Below are 20015 nucleotides of genomic sequence, written 5' to 3'. Positions count from 1 at the left end.
TCCTCAGTCGAAGAGGAGTCGGCGGAGGATCGGCAGCGGCGGCGTGCCGTGCGAGATGACCGTCTCGAGGTGCTCGCGGTAGCGGAAGCCGGGCGTCGGACCGAAGCCGCCGACCACACGCGGCTCCGGGACCGAGGCAGCGCCACGTGGATCGCCGGATGCGACGGCCGCCCGACGGCGGGCCTCGCGTTCGATCTCCCAGAACTCGACCGAGCCGACGAAGTACGTCGAGAGCTGGGTCGAGGAAAGTCGTGCCCGGAGCCACTTGTTGCGGGCCTCCGACTCCTCCTGGAAGCCGTCGTCCATCATGAGCCGGACCGCCTCGTCCTCGGTCATGCCGGCACCATGGATCCGGCCGTCGATGACCGCGTTGATCGCCGCCCGCAGGTAGAACTTCCAGTGCACGAGCATGAGGGCCGGATCCTCGGCCCCGTAGCCAAGGTCCATCATCACCTGGGTGATGTAGACCGCCCAGCCCTCGGCGAAGACACCGGACCAGAGGGCCGTCCGGGGGAGCGATCGACAGCGGTTGGCGTAGACACCCTGGAGGTAGTGCCCGGGCACCGCTTCGTGGATGGTGAGGACCCGGATGTGTCGATCGTTGTCCTCGCGAAGGCGGCTCTCGGCCTGCTCGGCCGTCCAGTCGTCCGGGATCGGGGTGATGCAGAAGAACGCCTTCTCGCCCGTGTCGAGCGGGCCCGGCGAGTCGAGCATCGCGCCGCCGAACGCCCGCAGGAAGACCGGGGTCCACATGATCTGGAGGGGCTCGTCCGCGAGCCCGATGATCTCGCGATCCCGGCAGAATGCCTCGATCCGCGTCAGTTCCGAGCGGCAGGCGTCGAGGAGCTCGTCCGTCCGGGGATGCTCGATGGCGATGGCGTCGAGGACGCCATGGACGATCGCCTGCTCCGCGGCGGCGGCACTCCCGGCCTTGTCCGCCGTGGGCAGTGGCCGGTCCGGGACCCATGCCGGCCAGAGCGTCCGGGCGATGCGGATCATCTCGGCCCGGACCGTCGCCGCCTCGCGTTCCGCGCGGGCGAGGATCTCGGTCGCCCCGAGGTCGCTCCGCAGGGTGTGGCGGAGCTTCGCCTCGAACAGCGATGGACCGAGCTGACCTTCGCCCTCCGCCCGTGGCAGGACGACCTCGCCGAGGTACGTCTCGAAGGCCGCGAGCGCCTCGCGCGCGGCGGTGACCGCGGTCCGGATCCTGGGCACGATCGCCACCACCGCAGGATCGTCGGGCGCGCCCTCGGCAGCCGCGAGCGCCTCGTCGCCGAGTTCACCGATCCCGGCGAGCTGCCTGATCGCCGTCTCCGTGTGCAGGCGCGAGACCGGCCGCCCGGCGGTCCCGACCAGCTGCGAACGAGCCGCAGCGAGCACGTCCGCGATCCCCTCGAGCCGACCGGCGGCAGCGTTCAAGCGCACCGCGAGCGGTGCGAATCCGCGGGCGAGCAACGGGAACAGTCCGCCGCCGAGGAGATAGACCCAGCTGAGCGGATCCCAGCGGTCCTCGAGGAGATCCGTATCGCGGAACCGCATCGCCGCGAGCTCGCCGACGAGGACGTCTCGGTCGGCGAGGTCGTCCCGCGAGAGGGCGCTGGGGTCGATGGCCCCAAGCTCATCGAGCCATCGATCGGCGAACGCCAGGCGGGCGGCGCGTCCCGCCTCCGTCATGTCCGGCCAGCGATCGTCGGAACGGTGGTCGCCGATGGCCGTGGCGCTCACGGGGTCGAGGGCCAGGAACTCGTCGAGCCAGGCGGCGACGCGATCGGCGAAGGTGGTCACGGAACATCCTCCCGGCAGGGTGGCATCGGCCGGCAGACGGCTGCAGGCTCGTCTGCCATCATCATCGAGCGCATCCGACGCTGTCGAGCCGCTCGGCTCGATCCTCGTCGGCCGGAGTCGGAGGATCGCCGATGATCGACTGGGTCGTTCGGATCGTCATCAACGCCGTGGCACTCATCGTGGCGGCGAAGATCATCCCGAACATCCACCTCATCCTCGGGCCGCTCGGGATCGGCTGGGTGAAGGTCGGGATCGTCGCGCTGGTCTTCGCCCTCGTCAACACGTACGTCAAGCCGATCGTCCGGGCGCTGTCGTTCCCGATCACGCTCGTCACCCTCGGCCTGTTCGCCTTCGTCATCAACGCTGCGCTCTTCCTCCTCGTCGCCTGGATCGCCAAGACCGGCCTCGCCATCCCATTCACCGTCGGCGGCTTCCCCCCGACGCTCGGCTCTGAGGCGCTCATCGCGGCCCTGCTCGGCTCGATCGTCGTGAGCGTCGTGTCGACGATCCTCGGCATGGCGAACTTCGGGCGGAAGGTGGCCGGGCTCCGCTGAACGTTCGCGGGAGGGCTACGCTCCAGGCACCAAGCCGCCCGTCGGCTACACTCCGACCCGATGGGTGCGGTCGAGACAATGGACGTCTTCTTCGAGCGGCTGAACGCGGGAGACCGCGAGGGTGCCGTCGCGCTCATGGACGAGATGGCGGAGATGCGCGTGCACGTCGGCGACAGCGCCCAGACGCTCCGCGGGCGCGATCGGGTCGGCGGCTGGTTCATCCGCGGTGACAAGGGCCTCAAGATGATCCCGGGTCAGGTTCGCGACACCGGCACCTCGTACGAAGCGGACATCCTCGTTCTCAGACCGGGAGCGCCGACGCAGCACATCGACGCGACCTTCCGCGTCGAGGCGGGTCGGATCACCGCGATCAACCTCGCCCCACGCTGAGGCCGGTCCGGCGGATCGTCGCGACCCGCTCAGGGACCGGTGGACGATGACGCGCCGGGGGCGACGCTCGGGCCGGTGGGCCCCGAGACGATGACCTGGGAGGCCGCGGAGCCAGGGATGACGATCACCTGGCCGATGGCGATCCTGTTGGGGTCCTTGATCTGCGGGTTGGCCTGGAGCAGCTGCGTCTGGGTGACATTGAAGTGGCTCGCGATCCGGCCGAGCGTGTCGCCCGCCTTGATGACGTACGTCAGCTCGGTGGGCGCCGGGGTCGAGGTCGGTGCGAAGGACACGCTCGGCGCGACGCTCGGGCTCGGGGTCGCCACGACCGCCTGATCGCCCTTGCTGAAGAAGAGCGCCGGGGCCATGAACAGCACGACAGCGGCCACGACGAGCGCGATCGCGGCGACGGCGATCCGTGGGATCGCGGGCATCCCCACCCGGGTCCGCAGCGTCGGGTAGGCCTCGAACCGCCGCGGTCGCTCCCAGCTCGGCCCCTCCTCCTCGGGCGGGCGTTTCGTCACCGGCCGAGCCTGACCGACGATCGGGCGCGTCGATGGCGGTCGCACTGCACGTCGTCCCCCGGATCGTGTCTTCGAGACGAGCTCGGTGAGGTCCCTGTGGGGCACTCCAGCGAGGGGCTCGGCGTCGACGGCAACGATCGGTGTCGTCCAGATGGGATCGCGGGGTGCAGCCGCCCGCTCGGCGCCCCCCGCGCCGGGAGCGGTCGGTGACGACGTGCCCGGCGATGCCCGGCCGTGTTCACCGGCCGCGAGATCGAGTCCCTCGTCGCCGGGCTGCACGTCGGCGAGCCACCGCGAGGCAGCGAGTCCAGCCGCAGGGTCCGCCGGCGCCCGAGCCGGGGTCGCGTCCGGGTCTGCGTCGGGGACTGCCGCGGCGGCGGACGTCGCTCCCGGCCTCGAGTCGAGGGGAGGCCTGCCCCGCGCCGCGGATCGCGCGCTCAGCCACGGGGGCGGCCCGGCCCAATCCCTCGCCGTGCCCGACGGACGCGAATCCTCCGAGCGCGCCGCCGAGTCGGGAACATCGAGGCCGGCCGCAGGGACGTCGTCCGGACCCGCCGCCTCGGTGGATGCGATCACTCCCACCTGCCCGGCCATCGCAGCGTCCTCGCGATCCCCAGCCCGCTGATCCTGCCGCGACATCGTGCGCGGCCTCGCCGCCTCATGCCGGGCCCAATCCTGGAATGTCGGGCAGGTGGGGAAGGTCGAGGAGAGGCAGAACGATTCCTGGTGGGCGATGGCGCGCGGGGCGGGGACAGTCTCCGCATAGCAGCGATGGCGGCGGTCCGGACGATCCGACCGTTCGTCGCGATCATCCTCATATGCGACGAACGGGCAGGCCGGAGCCCGCTCGGACGGGGCGGCTGGGCGATCGGCCATGCTGCCGATGATACCCGGCCGGAACGGCCGACGGCCGGAACGTCGCCGTTCCGGCCGTCGAGGTCAATGTGCGGCGCGCCCCCCGCCCGCAGGTCAGTCGGCGCGAACCCGCCGACGATTGAGACTCACGAGAACGAAGGCTGCGAAGGCCGCACCGGCAAGAAGCGGGAGCAACGGCGACCCGCCTCCACCGGTCGGCGCCACGGGAGCCATCGAGGTGGGCGGCGGCTGGTTGCTGCCCGTGGTCGTCGCCGCGACATTGATCGAGCCGACCATGCCCACGACGTCATGGAGCACACAGATGTAGTTGTACGAACCCGCCTTGGTGAACTTCAGCGTGTACGCGTGCGGACCGGGGATCGGTGCGCCGAGGAACAGGCCGGAGCTCACGAACGCCGAGCCACCGGCGTAGGTGGAGCCGCCGGCGGGCGCGTTCGCGGTGGGACCGTGGGGTTCCGTCCCGAACGAGACCGAGTGCGGCTCACCGCTGCTGTCGACGTTCGTCCAGGTGACGGAGTCGCCGACACGGACGTGGAGCGATGACGAGATGAACCGGAGGATGGAGATCCCATTCGCTCCGACGCCGGCGGCGAGCGAGTAGGTCTTCGTGCCGTCCGCGTTGGTCGTCGACGTGGGCGTGAAGGTGGTCTCGAGCTGGTGCCCAGTCGCGATGTCGGCCGCCTCGGCGGTCTGCGCGGCGGCCGTGACGGCTGCCTGATCCTGCGGATAGGCGGTCCCCGCCGGATTGACGGTGAGGCTGCCGGACATCCCCGGATGGATGAGGCAGTGGTAGGCGTAGGACCCACTCGTCGGGAACGTGAGGGAGTACGTGTTGTGGCCGGGCGCGGGCACGACGATCCCGGAGTTCGTGAACGTGGTGCCGTCGTACGAGGTGCCACCGGCCGGGGCGTGGGAGCTCGGATCCTCGGGCCCGGGGAGTGCCTGGGCCGGCGCGAGGAAGGCGATCGTGTGGGCGTTCCCGCCAACTTTCCAGGTGACGGTGTCGCCAGCATCGATCGTGAGCGTCGGCGTGTAGAACTTCGCGGCCGAGACGCCGGTCGCGTCGCCGGCCCCCGCGTCCAGGTTCCACGTCTGCGGCGTCGCCGCCGCGACGGGCCCCGCGGCGCCGATACCCGCGACGAGCATGGCGATGGCAGGTCCGGCGACCGCGCGCCGGAATCGGTGCTCCCGCATGGTTCCCTCTCCTCCGCGGAACCAGTGCGTCCTCGTGGGCACGCGACGCTGACCGGATCCCTGCGGCGCCGAGATTGGCACACCCGAGGGCGGATATCGCTCCCAGCAATCTGGGAGCGATCCATGGAGGCCGGCGCTGCGAATACGAGGTCGACCCGCGATCATCCCGGACCGCGAGCAGGAGAAGGGAGGGCGGACGGCCGGACGATCGTCACCGCGCCATCCATGCAGCCACTGAAAGGAAGGGTTCCCGTGCCTGATCCCGTCACGAGACGGAAGTTCCTCACCTCAGCCTCGCTCGGCGTGGCCGCCGCCGCGGGCATCGCCGCGGCCGGCGGTGCATCGGCCCTCGGCGGCATCGCCCGCGCGTCGGCGCCGGCCACCCCGAGCCGCCGCGACCTCGAGCCAGACCTCAGCGCCGTGGGCGATGACGTCGTCGCCCACGTCCGGAACGCCTCCACGGGCGAGGTCGTCATCTACGTCGGCACGCGCGAGGTCGTCTACCGCGACCGCGCGCTCGTCTCCCGACTCCTTGCCGGCGCCCGAACCGCCGGATCGGAGGCCTGACCCCATGTCGTCCCATCGCGAAGCGCCGGCGATCTCGAAGGATCCGGTCGCCGACAGCACGGACCTCTACGCGTTCGTCAGCCCGGACGCCCCGGACACCGTGACCATCATCGCCAACTACATCCCCTTCGAGGGCCCGGCCGGCGGTCCGAACTTCTACGAGTTCGGCGACGACGTCCTCTATGAGATCAAGATCGACAACGACGCGGACACCGAGGCGGAGATCGTCTATCGCTTCCGGTTCGCCACCTCGCTCCCGAACACGAACACGTTCCTCTACAACACCGGACCGATCGACAGCCTGGACAGCCCTAACTGGAACCGGCGCCAGTTCTACTCGGTCGTCCGGATCGTCAATGGCAAGGCGACCGTCCTCGGGCAGCATCTCGCGTGCCCGCCGGTCAACATCGGGCCGCGGTCGACGCCCGACTACGCCTCCCTCGCCGCGGCGGCCGTCCACACCCTGCCGGGCGGCATCAAGGTCTTCGCCGGCCAGCGCCGGGATGGCTTCTTCGTGGACCTCGGGTCGATCTTCGACCTCGGCGACCTCCGACCCTTCCAGAACCTCCACCTCATCCCCACGATGGCCGCCCCCGGGGTCGACGCGACGAAGGCCGCGAACGTCCATTCGATCGCCATCCAGGTCCCGAAGTCCCAGCTGACACGGGACGGGATGAACCCGACCAACGTGGCGAACACGCGGTCCGTCATCGGGGTCTGGACGAGCGCGAGTCGCCGCAAGGCCCAGATCCGCGACCGTGACACCCAGACGGAGAGCGGCCCATGGGTCCAGGTCTCCCGCCTCGGCAACCCACTCTTCAATGAGGTCATCGTCCCGATGGCCCACAAGGACCGCTGGAACTCCCTCCAGCCCTCGGGCGACAGCGAGTTCTCCGGGTACGTCGCGCATCCGGAGCTGGCCGGGCTCCTGCCGGTCCTCTATCCGGGCGTCTTCCCGAAGCTTGCCGCCTACACGAAGCCGCGCGCCGACCTCGAGGCGATCCTCCTCACGGGGATCCCGTCGGGCGTCGTCCCCGGCTTCCAGAACTACACCCGGTCCACCCAGGCGGACATGCTTCGCCTCAACCTCGCGATCCCGCCATCCACGAGCCCGAACCCAATCGGGCTCATCGCCGGCGACGCGGCCGGGTTCCCGAACGGCCGGCGCGTCTTCGACGACACGGTGGCCATCGAGCTCCGCGCCGTCGCCGGGGCGACCATCCCGCTCGTGGATCCGTCGTTCACTCCGGATGGAGCGGCCGCGCTCCTCAAGGATGGGACCGTCCCGGGGAGCGATCGCTACACGAGCGAGTTCCCGTACCTCGGCGTACCCCTCGACGGGTACGACACGCCGTCGAGCTAGGCTCCGCCCCGCTCGATCGCTCGAACTTCGGAGCCCGGCGCCTCGGCGTCGGGCTCCGCCGTCCCCGCCGTCTGCGCCGTTTCCGAACCCGTCCGCCAGTCGACCTCGCTCACCTGCCCGCCGACGATCGTCACGGTGTCCACGGCTCCGGCTCGGTCCGCCCAGAGCCGGTACGTCCCGGCCCGCAGCTGCGGGTAGAGCCCGGCGAACACCGTGCGCGCACCAACCAGACGCTCATGGATGGCCGTGTGCGTCCGCGGACCGGCGACCTCGCCGTCGGCAGCGATGGGGCTCACCTCGATCTCGCGGCCCCGATCCTCGGGGTCCGTGTAGAGGATGAGCGCACCGATGTCGCCCCCGATGTCGAGGACCGCCTCCTCCGTCTGCAGTCGCGCCGGATGGTGGTGGTGTGGCACCGACCCGTCTCCGTGGTCGCGCATCGCTAGCGGAGGACGATGAAGGCGTCGATGTCGATCCGGGGGTGGCGGGCCGTCCCGAGCACCCGCAGGGCGATCGTATGCGGACCGTAGGTCGGCCACGATCGGACCCAGGCGACCTGCCGCGAATGACCGGACGTCGAGTAGAGGTTGACGCTCGTCACCGGGACCCCGTCGATGATGATCTTGGCCACGCCGCGGATCGGGCCGAGCGGCGCGATGAGCGCGACGGAGCTGCCGCTGAACGTGAACGTCGCGGTCGCGGTGGTGACCGCGCTCCACGTGGCGGCCCCGCCGAGCGCCGGGCTCGACGCGTACCGCTGCCATGACGGCGTGTAGCGGATCGCCCCCGAGATCTCCTGGTAGACCTGCGGCCGGATCGGGAGGCCCGTGACGGTGGCGCCGACGTTGCCGGCGGCGTCCGTGGGGGTGACCCGCCACTGATAGAGGTGCCCGGGCACGAGATGGGTCGCGACGCTCGTCGCCGCAGCCGTCGGCAGGGTCACCGGCGTGAACGGCGCGCCGTCCTGGCTCATCTCGAGGAGATAGCTCGCGACGCCGCTGCCGGCATCGGCGGCGGACCAGCTCACCACCGCCGCGGTGTCGCCGGCCGTGCCCGCAGTCGTACCGACGGCGGCCGCCACCGTCGGCGCTGTCGCGACGGGCGCCACGGTGTCCACGATGACCTCACCGCTCACGACAGACGACATCCCGCCGATCGCGTTCAAGATCTGGACGGACACGGTTCGGGGACCGTCCGGCAGGCCGGCCGCGAGCTGCCAGGGCACGCTCGCCGAGATCGGCAGCCACGCCGACCAGTTCACACCGTCGTTCGACAGTCGGATGGAGGTCGTCGGCGAACCGACGTCCTGCCAGACCGGGCTCACCGTGACGTCGAGGCCCTTCGTCGCACCGGGCGTGATGACGACCGCGCTGAGCTTCGAGGCGCCGAAGGCGTTCGTCACGGAGTCCCAGTAACCCGGCTGGCCCTGCTCGTACCCGAGCGCCCAGAACCCGGCGCCGGCGAGGCCGCGCTGGTTGACGAGGGCGAGCTTGACCGTGAGCGCCATCGGATCGTCGTAGTAGGTCTGGTACCACGTCTGCGCCACCGGATCGAAGATCGTCAGGCGGGCGGACTGCTCCACCGGGTCGTAGTCCATCGTCGCCCCGGCAGCCGAGCCGGGGAGGGAGCTGGGCAGGAAGAGCGATGCGTAGAAGGTCGAAGCGGGTTGCGCCGGGGCCCGAAGGTCGGCCGAGATGGTCGGCCAGGTAATGCCATAGAACGGCAGGCCGAGGATGACGTGATCCATCGGCACCCCGTAGCTCGCGTAGGTGTCGAGTGTCGTCGTGAGGCTCAACCCTCCCCCGGCACGAACGAGCGGGTCGATCGAACCGGCGGGGCTCGAACCACCCGTCCGGTAGTTGTAGCCCATGAGGAAGGCTCGGTCGGCGCCCGCCCCGACCGCCGCGGCGGCCATCCGCGCCCCCGAGGTCGCCGCGTTCGTGGCGACGGTCACCTGGGCGTTCGGGTTGACGGCGATGGCCGCCTGCCGGAGCGCGCCGACGAACGATGCGTAGGCCGGGAAGTACGTCCCGCTGATCTCCTCGACATCGACGTTCGCGCCGTCCGCTCCGCGCGCCTGCATGAGCGCGACGAGCTGCTGGATCGCGGTCGCCTGGGCCGTCGGGTTCGTGAAGAAGGCGGCGTTCTTCGAGGTCCCGAACGACTGGAACGTTATGACGGTGCGGACACCCATCGCGTGGGCGTGCTGGATGATCGTCGTGGCATTCGCGCTCAGGTATGCCGTGTAACCGGGAAGACCCGTGTTGAGCGTGCCGTCGGAGTTGGCGTTCACGCCGAAGAACGCGATCGTCGAGAGGAGGTCATAGCGGAGATTCGCGTCCGTCCCGCCGTCGAGCTCCCAGTACGGCAGGTACCCGAAGACGTCTTTCGAGAGCCGATGCGTCACCTGGTCCACCGTGAGCGGGGCGAGCGGAACGTCCGCCGCGACGGGTGTCGGGATCGCGGGCGTCGCGAAGAGGACGACGGCCATGACGATGACGGCCGTCCGGGCGGCGCGGAGGCGGTGCAGGAACATCCTTCGCTCCCGGGTTCGGGTGGGCTGAGACTCCGGGCGTCGGGGCACGCGTCGCCGTTCCGAGGATGCCCCAGTCGGGCGCCGTCCGTCAAATGGCCTCGGGCTGACCGCGTTTGACAGCTTCGCGGGCCACTCCGACCATGGAGCCGACACCGCGCAGCCGCCAGACCCGGCGACGCCGGAGATGCGTCCGCACCCGGAGGAGATCCATGTCCCGTTTTACCCACCTGCTCGCCCCGTCGACCACGGTCCGGGCCCATTGCGACATCCCGTGCGGCATCTACGACCCGGCCCAGGCGCAGCTCGCCGCCCGGACGGTCGCCAGGATGGTCGAGCTCATCGGCAAGATCGACCCCGGCTCCACGGCCGTCGCCGATCGGAACACGTTCATCCGCTGCGTCCAGGTCAAGGAGCAGCACGCCGAGCTCGTGAAGCATGAGGTCCAGGTGATCTGGTCCGACTACTTCAAGCCGGAGCACCTCGCCGCGAATCCCGAGCTCCACACGAAGGTCTGGAACATCCTCAAGCTCGCCGGCAAGAACAAGCAGGGTATCGACGCCGATGCCGCGGCCCAGCTCGAGGCGGCGGTCAAGGAGTTCGCCGACATCTTCTGGTCGACGAAGAAGTAGCCACGGAGCCGGAGCGGGCGGTTCCGGTCGACTCCGGCCGGCGCCTCACGCCGGCGGCACCGGACCCGCGACCGCCGATGATCCCGGCCCGACTTCGTGGGCCGTGGCGGGTCGCCGTCGTCGAGGGCAGCATGCGTCCGGGGATCGAGCCCGGGGACTGGCTCCTCACGGACCCGACCGTCCGCCGCTGGCCCCGGCACGGCTCGATCGTCGTCGTCCGCGAGCCCGGGACCGAGCTTCTCGCCCTCAAGCGGGTCGCGGCGGGTCCGGGGGAGGTCGTGGCGGACGTGCCCGTCACGGATCCGGACACGGGTGACGAGCGGCTCGTGACGATCCGCCTCTCGCCGGACGAGGCGTGGCTCCTTGGCGATGCGGACGACGCCTCCATCGATTCGCGCCGCTACGGCCCGGTCGCGCTCGACCGGCTGGTCGCGCGGGCCTGGTTCCGCTACGCCCCGGTGCGCCGCATCGGACGACTGCGCGCTCGCTGAACTCGAGCCGACGCCCACGCAGGTCCGACCGCGGAACCGCGAGCGGGCCTCAGCGCGACGCTCGGCGCGACGCCGGGGCCGATGAGTATCCGGCCAGATGTTCGCCCCACGGGCGTTCGGTCGGCTGCTCGCGCAGGTCCGGCGCGTGTCGGGATCGTCGCATCCATCGGACCGGCCATTCGCGCACGTATCGCGATGCGTCCGCGTGCGTTTGGCCGCCTCCGTCTGCAACGGTCCCTGGTCGCCACCCGATCGGCCGTCCGTACGCTCGCCGGGTGTGAATATGGCCGAATCGGCACGCTGATCGGCAGCGTGGCCGCAGCGCGCGCCGCCGGCAGCACGGTGGACGAAGCGCCAGCCGAGCCTGGTTGCCCCGCCGAGCCTGGTCGTCGCGCCGAGTCTCGTCGTCCCGGCGTGGCCACTACTCCGCCGCGACCGCCTCCCCGACCGCAGACAGATCGAGTCCCGCCGCCCGGCAATCGTCGGCGAAGCGCTCAAGCCCCTCCACCGAGAGGTCCCAGCGGCTCGGGAAACAAACGATCCGATCGAGCCCGAGGCGGGCGAACTCCGCGAGCCGCTCGGCGCGCTCATCCCCGACCGCCCGGACGTCGTCGTCGTCGCAGTACAGCGAGACGAGCAGCGTGGACGGATCGCGACCTTCCTCCTCGCAGCGCTGATGGATGATCGGCAGCGCCGCCGCGACCTCCGCCGCATCGAGATACACGAGGTTGATCTCGGCGGCGTACCGCGCGGCGTAGCGGAACGTCACGTTCCGGCCGTTGCCACCGACGACGATCGGGATCGGGCGCTGGATGCCCTTCGGCTCGTTGATCGCCTCACGAACGCTGGCGTAGGTGCCGCTGTACGTGGCCCGTCCCGGCGCGAACATCCGGCTGATGATCGCGAGGTGATCGCCGAGGGCGCCGAGCCGCTCGGCGAGCGGCGGGAAGCCGTACCCGTAGGCCAGCCACTCGTCCTCCTTCCAGCCGGCCCCGATGCCGAGCTCGAAGCGACCACCGGAGATGACGTCGATCGTGGAGGCGAGCTTCGCCGTGAGTGCCGGATTCCGGAAGCCGGTGCAGACGACCATGTGGCCGAGGCGGACACGTGACGTAACCATCGCGAGCGCCGTGATCGTCGAGAACGACTCGAGGGTCATCTCGTCCGTCGGGACGGGCACCGTGTGAAAGTGATCGAAGACCCAGACGGACTCGAAGCCGAGGCGCTCCGCCTCGCGAGTGAGCTCGACGGTCCGAGCCCAGGCGTCCGCCGCACCCCAGCCGTCGTACTCACCCTTCCAGCCCTGGGGCGCCATGACGCCGACCTTCATCGTTCCTCCGTCGCTTTCGCTCTCGCTCGCACGCTGGCGCGCGGCGCGCGCGGTCACGTCGCGGCCCGCGCACCGGGTCCGTCCCATCGAAGTCCGCAGCCTATCATCGGTCGATGACGAACACCGGCGGACCGACCGAATCGACGAGGCGCCGCATCGAGGACCCCCTTCCGGGCCCGCCGGACCCATGGGCGTCCACATCCATGCCGAGCCGGCGGAACGGACCGCCGCATCACATGGCGGAGATGATCGCGGCCGAGCCATTGGTCGCCTTCCGGATCCTCGAACGCCTGGCCGGAGCCGACGGACCGGCGGCTCGGCTCGCCCGGACCCTCGCCGACACGGCCGTCCGCGGCGAGCCGATCGTCGTCACCGGCTGCGGGACCTCCGAGCACGGCGCCCTTGGGATCGTCGAGATCCTCCGCGACGCGATGCGAGGGGCAGGCCTTCCGGGTTCCGGCCCGGTCGCTGCCCAGGCGTTCGAGGCGGCGCTGGAGCCGCAGGCGGGTGGGCTCCTCATCGCGGTCTCGCATGAGGGCGCGACCGGCGCGACGAACCGGGCGATGACCGCTGCCCGCACCGCCGGGGCGACAGTCGCCCTCGTCACGGTGACAGATCGTTCCCCCGGTGCGGCCCTCGCCGACATCGTCCTTGTGACCGAGGAGCTCGACCAAAGCTGGTGCCACACCGTCGGCTATCTCTCCCCGCTCATCGCCGGCACGGCCGTCGGCGCGGCACTCACGGGGCGGCCAGCGGACGCGGTCACCATCCGGGAGCTCCTCGCCGCGGCCGCAACCCAGGCCGACGCGGCGGACCTGGCCGCCCGGGCGCTCGCGGCATCGGCGCGACTCATCGTCGTCGCCTCGGGAGCGGATCGTCCGGCGGGCCGTGAGCTCACCCTCAAGATCGAGGAGGCGGCCTGGATCCCGAGCGCCTACCGCGATCTCGAGACGCTGCTTCACGGCCATCTGCCGGCCACGGACGCCATGACCGGGCTCGTCCTCGTCCTCACCGACCGGACGGCTCGCGACGAACGGGTCGCGCGAGCTCGACAGGCGCTCGCTGCCGCCCACGAGATCGGCATCCCTGCCGCGGCGATCCTCGCTGCCGACGTCGCTGCCCGGCTCGAGGCCACCGCGACGCCCGCCGGCCGCCTCATCGTCCCGGAGGCACCCGATCTGCCGGCTCCTGTCGCGGCGCTCCTCGGATCGGCGACGCCGCTCCAGCTGCTCACCGAGCGGATCGCCCGAGCCCGCGGCACGGACCCCGACCCGATCCGCCGCGACGATCCGCGGTACCTCGCGGCCGCGGACGCCGCCGAGGGCTGACTCGCGCCATCGGTCGAACGCCCGCCGAGCGCCGGCCGGCTCAGACGCGTCCGATGAGCTCCCGGCCGAGCAGGTCGACCATCTCGAGGTCCCACGGCAGGAAGTCCTGGAGCATGATCCGGTCGAGGCCGGCCGCGGCGTACCGTCGGACCATCGCCCGAGCCTCATCCGGCGTGCCGACGATCCATCGCGTGCGACGTTCGGCCAGCCATGCCTCGGTCGACGCCGCCGAGCCTTCGTCGCTGCCGAGCAGCGAGCGCAGGGTGTCCACCCGCCGGGCGAACTCGCCCTCGTCCGCGCCGACGAGGACGCCGACCATCGCCGATCGCCGGATCGTCGCCGGATCGCGACCGATCACCCGGCACGCGTCGTCGAGCTGCGCCGATCGCTCCATCGCGCGCTCCGGTGAGGCGCTCGATAGGTTGAACTCGTCGGCGAATCGGGCGGCGATCCGCATCGAGCGGGGCGATCCCTCGCCGCCCACGAGGACGTGGATCCGGTGGCTCGGGCGCGGCCGGAGCCGGGCGTCCGCGACGGTGTAGAACCGCCCGCTGAACGACCAGCCGTCCGGCTGGTTCCAGAGCCCGTCGAGGATCTCGAGCTGCTCCTCGAGCATCGTCGCCCGATCGTCGATCGGCGGGAACGGGAACCCGTGGCGCCGATGCTCGTTCTCGTGCCAGGCGGCGCCGAGGGCCACCTCGATCCGGCCGCCGCTCATGTCGTCGACGGTCGTGACGATCTTCGCGAGGTTGCCCGGCAGGCGGTACGTCACCGGCGACATGAGAACCCCGAGGCGGATCGTCGTCGTCTCCCGGGCGAGGCCGGCGATGACGGCCCATGCGTCCGTCGTCGGTCGATCCGCCGGCCCGGGAAAGCTCTCGTAATGATCGGAACGGAAGATCGCCTCGAAGCCGGCCGCCTCCGCCCTCCGGGCGAGGGCGAGCTGGTCCGCGTAGGACGCTCCCTGCTGGGGCTCGTGCATGAGGGCGAAGCGCATCGGGAGTGATTCCTCCAGTCGACGTCGATGATTGTCCTTGACAGGATGATTCAGGTGCGTACGATACTTCGCATGACACGAAGTATGCTCGGGGAACCCGCTCCGGCCGATCGTCCGGCCCTCGAGGTACGCCCCGAACTCGTCGACCGCATCATGGACGAACTCCACCACTTCATCGGCGAGCTTCGCTGCGCCGGCACCGAACGCCTCGTGCGGGCAGGCGTCAGCATGAGTCATCTCCACGTCATGGGTCTCCTCGCCCGGGACGGCGACGCACCGATGAGCCGGGTCGCGGACCTCCTCGACGTCTCGCTCTCGAATGCGACGGGCATGGTGGACCGCATGGCCGAGCGCGGGTTCGTCGAGCGGGTCCGCGTCGCGGACGACCGTCGAGTCGTGCTCGTGCGGCTGACCGATCGGGGTCGGGCGGTGCTCGATGAGGCGGAGGTGATCCGCCGCGACCTCGTGGAACACCTGCTCGCTCGTCTCGAGCCGTCTCAGCTCGAGCGGCTCGCGCTGACACTCGCCGACGTCCATGCCGCCGTCGCCGGACTCGTCGCCGAGGAGGGCCCCGGTACGTGTCTCCAGCTCGACACCCGCCGCGGATCTCACGCCCACGCCCACACCACAGCCACAGGAAGGGAAGAACCGTCGTGACGGAAGGAAACGCATTCGACGGGGACGGCGCCGCCGTATCGATCGCGGAGGATCCCGCTCTCGGCCTCGACCGACGGACGAAGATGGAGATCCTCTTCGCGGTCATGCTCGGGTTGTTTCTCGGGGCACTCGACCAGACGATCGTCGGCCCGGTGCTGCCACGGATCGCGACCGAGCTCAACGGCGTCGACCTGTACACGTGGGTCGTCGCCGCCTACCTCCTCACGAGCACGGTGACCGTCCCGATCTACGGGAAGCTGTCCGACCTCTACGGCCGGAAGCCGCTCTTCACCGTCGGCATCGTCCTGTTCCTCGTCGGCTCGGCGCTCTCAGGCCTCAGCCAGACGATGTGGGAGCTCATCTTCTTCCGGGGCATCCAGGGCCTGGGTGCGGGCGCCCTCTTCCCCATCGCTCTCGCGGTCATCGGCGACCTCTTCACGCCGGCCGAGCGCGGGAAGTACCAGGGGCTCTTCGGGGCGGTGTTCGGCATCGCCTTCCTCGTCGGTCCGGGGCTCGGCGGCTTCCTCACCGACACGTTCAGCTGGCACTGGATCTTCTACGTCAACATCCCGATCGGGCTCGCCGCGCTCATCGTCATCGAGCGGCTCCTGCCGAACGTCCGGCTCGGCAAGAAGGTGAAGGTCGACTATCTCGGCGTCGCCACCATCACCGCCGGCCTCGTGCCGATCCTCATCGGCCTGACGATCGCCGAGAACGGCGCCTGGACGGACCCATCCGTCTGGGGTTCGATCCTCGCCGGCTTCATCTTCCTCGGCCTGTTCGTCGTCGTCGAGTCGCGGGCGGAAGAGCCGATCATCCCGCTCCACCTGTTCCGGAATCGGACGTTCAGTGCGTCGATGGTCGCGATCTTCCTCGCCACATTCGGGTTCGGGGCAGCGATCATCTTCCTGCCCCTGTACTTCCAGGTGGTCCAGGGAGCGAGCGCGACGATCTCCGGCTACCAGCTGCTGCCGTTCCTCTTCGGTCTCATCGCGAGCTCGATCGTCTCGGGCCAGATCGTGAGTCGGACGGGGCGGTACAAGACGCTCATCGTCGTCGGCGTCGCGACCCTCGTCGTCGGTCTCGCGCTCATGACGCAACTGCGGTCAGACACGCCCGACGTCGCGCTCTGGGCGTGGATGTTCGTCACCGGCCTCGGCATCGGTCCGACGTTCGCGATCTTCACGATCATCGTCCAGAATTCGGTCTCGTTCAGTGAGCTCGGGACCGCCACGAGCGATCTCACGCTCTTCCGCCAGATCGGCACGACGGTCGGCCTGACGTTCGGCTTCACCCTCTTCCGGATCAACCTTTCGTGGGGACTCATCCACGATCAGCTCGTCGCTGCAGGCGTGCCGAGCGCGATGGTGCCGACCTCCGCCCCTCCCGGCTTCGACATCGGCCAGCTCACGGCCGTCGGCGGCAGCGGGTCGCTCTCGTTCCTGCAGCAGGTCCCGGCGCAGTTCCAGTCCGTCTTCATCGACGGCTTCCATCGAGCGTTCACGATCGCCCTGGCGAACAGCATGGGACTCGGGGTCGCCGCCGCCGCGATCGCCGTCGTCGCGACCCTGTTCCTTCGCGAGATCCCGCTCCGGAAATCGCTCGGGCCGCAGGCCGCTCCGGTGGCTGCCGGCGCCCGAGAGGGATCGGCCGATCCGACCGCCGTGACCACCGCCCGGCGGACGGCCGCCGAGGCCGACTGACGACCGCCGAGGCCGACGGACCGATCCATACGGGAGGGCTCCTTTCCATCCACGCTCCTGCTTCATGCCAGCGAGACCCCGACATCGTCGGGGTCTCGCTGTTTGTGGGACGATCGAACCGATGGACGGACCCCGACCGCTCCCCTTCCCGCCGCATCTCGTCGCGCCGGGTGCGAGTGCGGATCCAGGAGCGCGGGCTGCAGCGGGCGCGGGCTCCGGATCGGGGGCTGCAGTCTTCGTGCCCTTCCTGTCGGTGGCGGATCTCCCGCTCGGCTCGACACGCCGGGTCACCCACGGCGACCTGGACGTGCTCATCGCCCACACGACCGCCGGCCTCGTCGCGGTCGACGACCGCTGCCCGCACATGGCCGCACCCCTGTCGCTCGGACGCCTCGACGGCTGTGTCGTGGCCTGCCCGCTCCACGAGGGTCGGTTCGATCTGGCCAGCGGTGAGGTCGTTCAGATGCCCACGACCGGCGGACTCGGTGCTGACGGCACATACCATCCGTCGTGGTCACCGGCCGGGCGGGAGGCCAAGGTCGATCCACCGGGCCTCAAGGCCGAGGCACGCCGCCTCACCCGCGTCCGCCGGCTCCGCTACTACCCGCTCAGGATCGTCGACGGCTCGATCGAGATCTCGCTCCCTCCCCTCTGAGGGGAACGCGGTTCCGATCGCAGGCGGCGCAGCGTGGCGCGGGTCGCCGCGAGCGCGCGCGGATCCAGAAACCGTCAAGTGGTCCTCAGGCGGGCGAAGATCGTCGATCGGATGGACCAGAGGTTCCACGTCAGGGTGAACCGTGCGTGCACCCTCACGCGATCCCGGTCCGAACCGGCCATCCGTCTCGCGGGATGCGCATCTGGCGGGATCGCGGTGACCAACGCCCGCCTGGAGAGCGGATGACGGTAACCGCGGCCGGGTGTGGACGGGTCGCGGGGTGGCGGGGTGGCGGGGTTGCCCGTGGAGTGCGAGGCCCGTGCCAGATCGGGGTGGCGCGACCCTCCCCTGCCCACGCGGAGACCCGTCCGCTGTCCGCCCACCGTTCGGGCGTTTGACGGATGGTGGGAACCCCGACTAAGGTACGCCGCCTGTGGTGAAGAGGCGCCTGATGGCAGGCGCGTGCGCTGTCGCGTTCGCGCTGCTGGCGATGTTCGTTCCTCCAACCGACAGCGCGCAAGCCGCGAGCACATGCACCGGGTGGCAGAGCACGATCACGCCTCCGTCCACGATCCGGGTCCTTCGGACCGGCACTGGCCAGTCCGTCACCGTCGAGTTCCGACGGTACGTCCGGACGGTCATGGCGAGCGAATGGGGTCCCGACCATCCGGTCGCGGCCCTGAGTGCGGGGGCTGTCGCCATAAAGCAGTACGGGTGGTACTACGCCATGCACTGGCGTGGCGGCCGCGATGCCGTGGGCCGGTGCTACGACGTGGTGGACACGACGGTCGATCAAGTCTACAACCCTGCCCGGCCGATCGCCCCGATCTACGGCGCCGTCGTCGACGCGACGTGGCGCTGGTCCCTCCGCAAGGGAACCCAGTTCTTCCTCACCGGCTATCGGGCGGGCGACGGGACCTGCGGCTCGCAGCAGGATGGCTGGCATCTCATGCAGATGAACGCGTCGCGGTGCGCAGCGCGACAGGGTGAGTCGGCGGAGACGATCCTCCGGCGCTACTACGGAGCGGACGTCTCGCTCATCATCCCGGGCTTCAACGACATCACGGGCGACGGAGTCGGCGACGCAGCGGCGATCATCACTGACCCCACGAGCGGCGCCATCGTGGCGAGCCTCCTGACGACCGATCCGCGGATGCCACCGCCCGCGATCGCCTCAGCGCCAGCGTCTCCCTCGCCGGTCGTCGCGCCCGCCGGCCCCGCCCCGAGCGCAGGGCTGGACGCGAGTGCCGCCGCCCCGACCGCACCGCCCACCAGCACGACCGCGTCGGCGAACGACCAGACCGGGACACCGCTCGCGGTCCTCGGCGACTCGATCCTCGTCGGCCGCGCCACGGCGGACGTCAATGGCGACGGGCGGCTCGATCTCGTGCAGCTCCTTCGCGCACCCGACGGGACCCTGACCGTCCAGGTCATGCGATCGACGGGCAGCGGGTTCGCCCAGGCGGTCACGTGGTGGTCGAGCGGACCGGCGACCGTCCCGCCCGCGGCGACCGTCCCGCCCGCGGACCCGGCCTCGCCCGCCATCCCGACCACCTCACCGCCCATCGGTCCCGTGCCCTCCACGACGACGCTCATCACCGGCGACTTCAACGGTGATGGACGCGGCGACGTCGGGATCGTCGAGACGTTCGCCGCCTCCGCGCCCGGCACGACGCCCGTCGTCGCCCCGTCGACGCGGCTCCTCGTCCTTCGGTCGACCGGGACACGGCTCGCGACGCCGGTCGCCTGGTGGGAGGCGGCGGTCGACCTCGGCGGGTCGCGGTTCCTCGCCGGCGACGTGACCGGCGACGGACGGGCGGATCTCATCGTCCTCCACCAGCGGGCGGGTGAACCGATCACGACCGCACTCGTCGCGCGTTCGACGAACCTCTCGAGCCTCCTGCCGCTCCGAACCTTCGGGACGGTCGCCGCCCCGATCGACGCCCTCATCCCCCTCGTCGGCGACGTCGACCGAAGTGGCCGAGACGACCTCATCCTCGGCGTCCGGACCGGGACGGATCAGCTCGCCATCGACGTCCTCCTCGCGACGCCGGACGCGACCTTCGTCACGGAGACGTGGTGGACGAGCGCCACGCCGTTCAGCTGGACGAGCACCAAGCTCGCCGCCGCCGACCTCAATGGCGACGGGCGGGCCGACATCGCCGCCTATGTCGACACGGGCGTCGCGGGGACCACGCCGGGGGCGAGCGCGACGCCGGGCGACGGCGCCATTCCGGGAACGGGCGCGATCCCCGGCACGGGTGCCAGCCCCGGGATGGGCACGAGCGTCGACCGATTCCTCAGCACCGGATCGTCGTTCGTGGAGAGCCCGTGGGCGACGATCCCGACACTCGACTGGGGAACGCTCCAGGCGTTCTGACGCCTCGCCCGAGTCGCAGCCTCGCCCGAGTCGCAGCCTCGCCCGAGTCGCAGCCT

The 20015-nt window shown here is 70.7% G+C and carries 18 protein-coding genes; 11 read left to right on the top strand and 7 right to left on the bottom strand.

Features of this window, described 5'->3' with window-relative positions; genetic code table 11:
- Positions 1 to 3 precede the first annotated feature (3 nt).
- A complete protein-coding gene (locus IVW53_06880) occupies positions 4 to 1785 on the bottom strand; it encodes a DUF885 domain-containing protein (protein MBF6605293.1) in 1782 nt (593 codons plus the stop codon).
- Positions 1786 to 1919: 134 nt separating this feature from the next.
- On the opposite strand from IVW53_06880, the gene IVW53_06875 reads away from it, so the two are divergent.
- Positions 1920 to 2339 (top strand): phage holin family protein, encoded by a 420-nt coding sequence (locus IVW53_06875; protein ID MBF6605292.1) that lies wholly within the window; start codon positions 1920 to 1922, stop codon positions 2337 to 2339.
- Between the two features lie 60 nt (positions 2340 to 2399).
- Positions 2400 to 2729 carry a hypothetical protein gene (locus tag IVW53_06870; GenBank protein MBF6605291.1) on the top strand — a complete coding sequence of 110 codons (330 nt, stop codon included), beginning with the start codon at positions 2400 to 2402 and terminating at the stop codon, positions 2727 to 2729.
- A 29-nt stretch (positions 2730 to 2758) separates the two neighbouring features.
- On the opposite strand, the gene IVW53_06865 is transcribed toward IVW53_06870, so the two are convergent.
- Positions 2759 to 4129 (bottom strand): LysM peptidoglycan-binding domain-containing protein, encoded by a 1371-nt coding sequence (locus tag IVW53_06865; GenBank protein ID MBF6605290.1) that lies wholly within the window; start codon positions 4127 to 4129, stop codon positions 2759 to 2761.
- 93 nt (positions 4130 to 4222) lie between these two features.
- Entirely contained in the window at positions 4223 to 5323 is a 1101-nt protein-coding gene (locus IVW53_06860; GenBank protein MBF6605289.1) for a hypothetical protein, read from the bottom strand.
- Between the two features lie 252 nt (positions 5324 to 5575).
- On the opposite strand from IVW53_06860, the gene IVW53_06855 reads away from it, so the two are divergent.
- Both IVW53_06855 and IVW53_06850 read left to right on the top strand, forming a co-directional pair.
- Positions 5576 to 5890 (top strand): hypothetical protein, encoded by a 315-nt coding sequence (locus IVW53_06855; GenBank protein ID MBF6605288.1) that lies wholly within the window; start codon positions 5576 to 5578, stop codon positions 5888 to 5890.
- Positions 5891 to 5894: 4 nt separating this feature from the next.
- Positions 5895 to 7253 (top strand): DUF4331 domain-containing protein, encoded by a 1359-nt coding sequence (locus IVW53_06850; protein MBF6605287.1) that lies wholly within the window; start codon positions 5895 to 5897, stop codon positions 7251 to 7253.
- On the opposite strand, the gene IVW53_06845 is transcribed toward IVW53_06850, so the two are convergent.
- Both IVW53_06845 and IVW53_06840 read right to left on the bottom strand, forming a co-directional pair.
- Positions 7250 to 7669, bottom strand: coding sequence for a phospholipase (locus tag IVW53_06845; GenBank protein ID MBF6605286.1), 420 nt, complete (start codon positions 7667 to 7669; stop codon positions 7250 to 7252). The genes IVW53_06850 and IVW53_06845 overlap by 4 nt on opposite strands.
- Positions 7670 to 7695: 26 nt before the next feature.
- Positions 7696 to 9789 carry a hypothetical protein gene (locus IVW53_06840; protein ID MBF6605285.1) on the bottom strand — a complete coding sequence of 698 codons (2094 nt, stop codon included), beginning with the start codon at positions 9787 to 9789 and terminating at the stop codon, positions 7696 to 7698.
- Positions 9790 to 9998: 209 nt separating this feature from the next.
- Here IVW53_06840 and sodN point away from each other — a divergent pair, with 209 nt between their 5' ends.
- Both sodN and IVW53_06830 read left to right on the top strand, forming a co-directional pair.
- Positions 9999 to 10418, top strand: a complete 420-nt coding sequence (gene sodN, locus IVW53_06835) for a superoxide dismutase, Ni (GenBank protein MBF6605284.1) — start codon at positions 9999 to 10001, stop codon at positions 10416 to 10418.
- 77 nt (positions 10419 to 10495) lie between these two features.
- A complete protein-coding gene (locus tag IVW53_06830) occupies positions 10496 to 10909 on the top strand; it encodes a hypothetical protein (GenBank protein MBF6605283.1) in 414 nt (137 codons plus the stop codon).
- Between the two features lie 421 nt (positions 10910 to 11330).
- Here IVW53_06830 and IVW53_06825 read toward each other — a convergent pair whose 3' ends face one another.
- On the bottom strand, positions 11331 to 12239 hold the full coding sequence (locus tag IVW53_06825) for a TIGR03560 family F420-dependent LLM class oxidoreductase (GenBank protein MBF6605282.1): 909 nt from the start codon (positions 12237 to 12239) through the stop codon (positions 11331 to 11333).
- Positions 12240 to 12352: 113 nt separating this feature from the next.
- Between IVW53_06825 and IVW53_06820 the strand changes: the two genes are divergently transcribed.
- Positions 12353 to 13567, top strand: coding sequence for a hypothetical protein (locus IVW53_06820; protein ID MBF6605281.1), 1215 nt, complete (start codon positions 12353 to 12355; stop codon positions 13565 to 13567).
- A gap of 40 nt (positions 13568 to 13607) precedes the next feature.
- Here IVW53_06820 and IVW53_06815 read toward each other — a convergent pair whose 3' ends face one another.
- On the bottom strand, positions 13608 to 14564 hold the full coding sequence (locus IVW53_06815) for a TIGR03560 family F420-dependent LLM class oxidoreductase (protein MBF6605280.1): 957 nt from the start codon (positions 14562 to 14564) through the stop codon (positions 13608 to 13610).
- Between the two features lie 72 nt (positions 14565 to 14636).
- On the opposite strand from IVW53_06815, the gene IVW53_06810 reads away from it, so the two are divergent.
- The 4 genes from IVW53_06810 (at position 14637) to IVW53_06795 (ending at position 19959) form a co-directional block, all read left to right on the top strand.
- On the top strand, positions 14637 to 15221 hold the full coding sequence (locus tag IVW53_06810) for a MarR family transcriptional regulator (protein ID MBF6605279.1): 585 nt from the start codon (positions 14637 to 14639) through the stop codon (positions 15219 to 15221).
- On the top strand, positions 15218 to 16924 hold the full coding sequence (locus IVW53_06805) for an MFS transporter (GenBank protein ID MBF6605278.1): 1707 nt from the start codon (positions 15218 to 15220) through the stop codon (positions 16922 to 16924). The genes IVW53_06810 and IVW53_06805 overlap by 4 nt, the downstream gene beginning before the upstream one ends.
- 121 nt (positions 16925 to 17045) lie before the next feature.
- A complete protein-coding gene (locus IVW53_06800; protein ID MBF6605277.1) occupies positions 17046 to 17579 on the top strand; it encodes a Rieske 2Fe-2S domain-containing protein in 534 nt (177 codons plus the stop codon).
- A 451-nt stretch (positions 17580 to 18030) separates the two neighbouring features.
- Positions 18031 to 19959: a VCBS repeat-containing protein gene (locus IVW53_06795; protein MBF6605276.1), complete on the top strand. Its 1929-nt coding sequence runs from the start codon at positions 18031 to 18033 to the stop codon at positions 19957 to 19959.
- The last annotated feature ends 56 nt before the right edge of the window (positions 19960 to 20015 follow it).

Source organism: Chloroflexota bacterium, from assembly GCA_015478725.1.
In the GTDB taxonomy this organism is placed as follows: Bacteria; Chloroflexota; Limnocylindria; order Limnocylindrales; family CSP1-4; genus C-114.
This window is presented reverse-complemented; position numbering and strand designations above follow the sequence as displayed.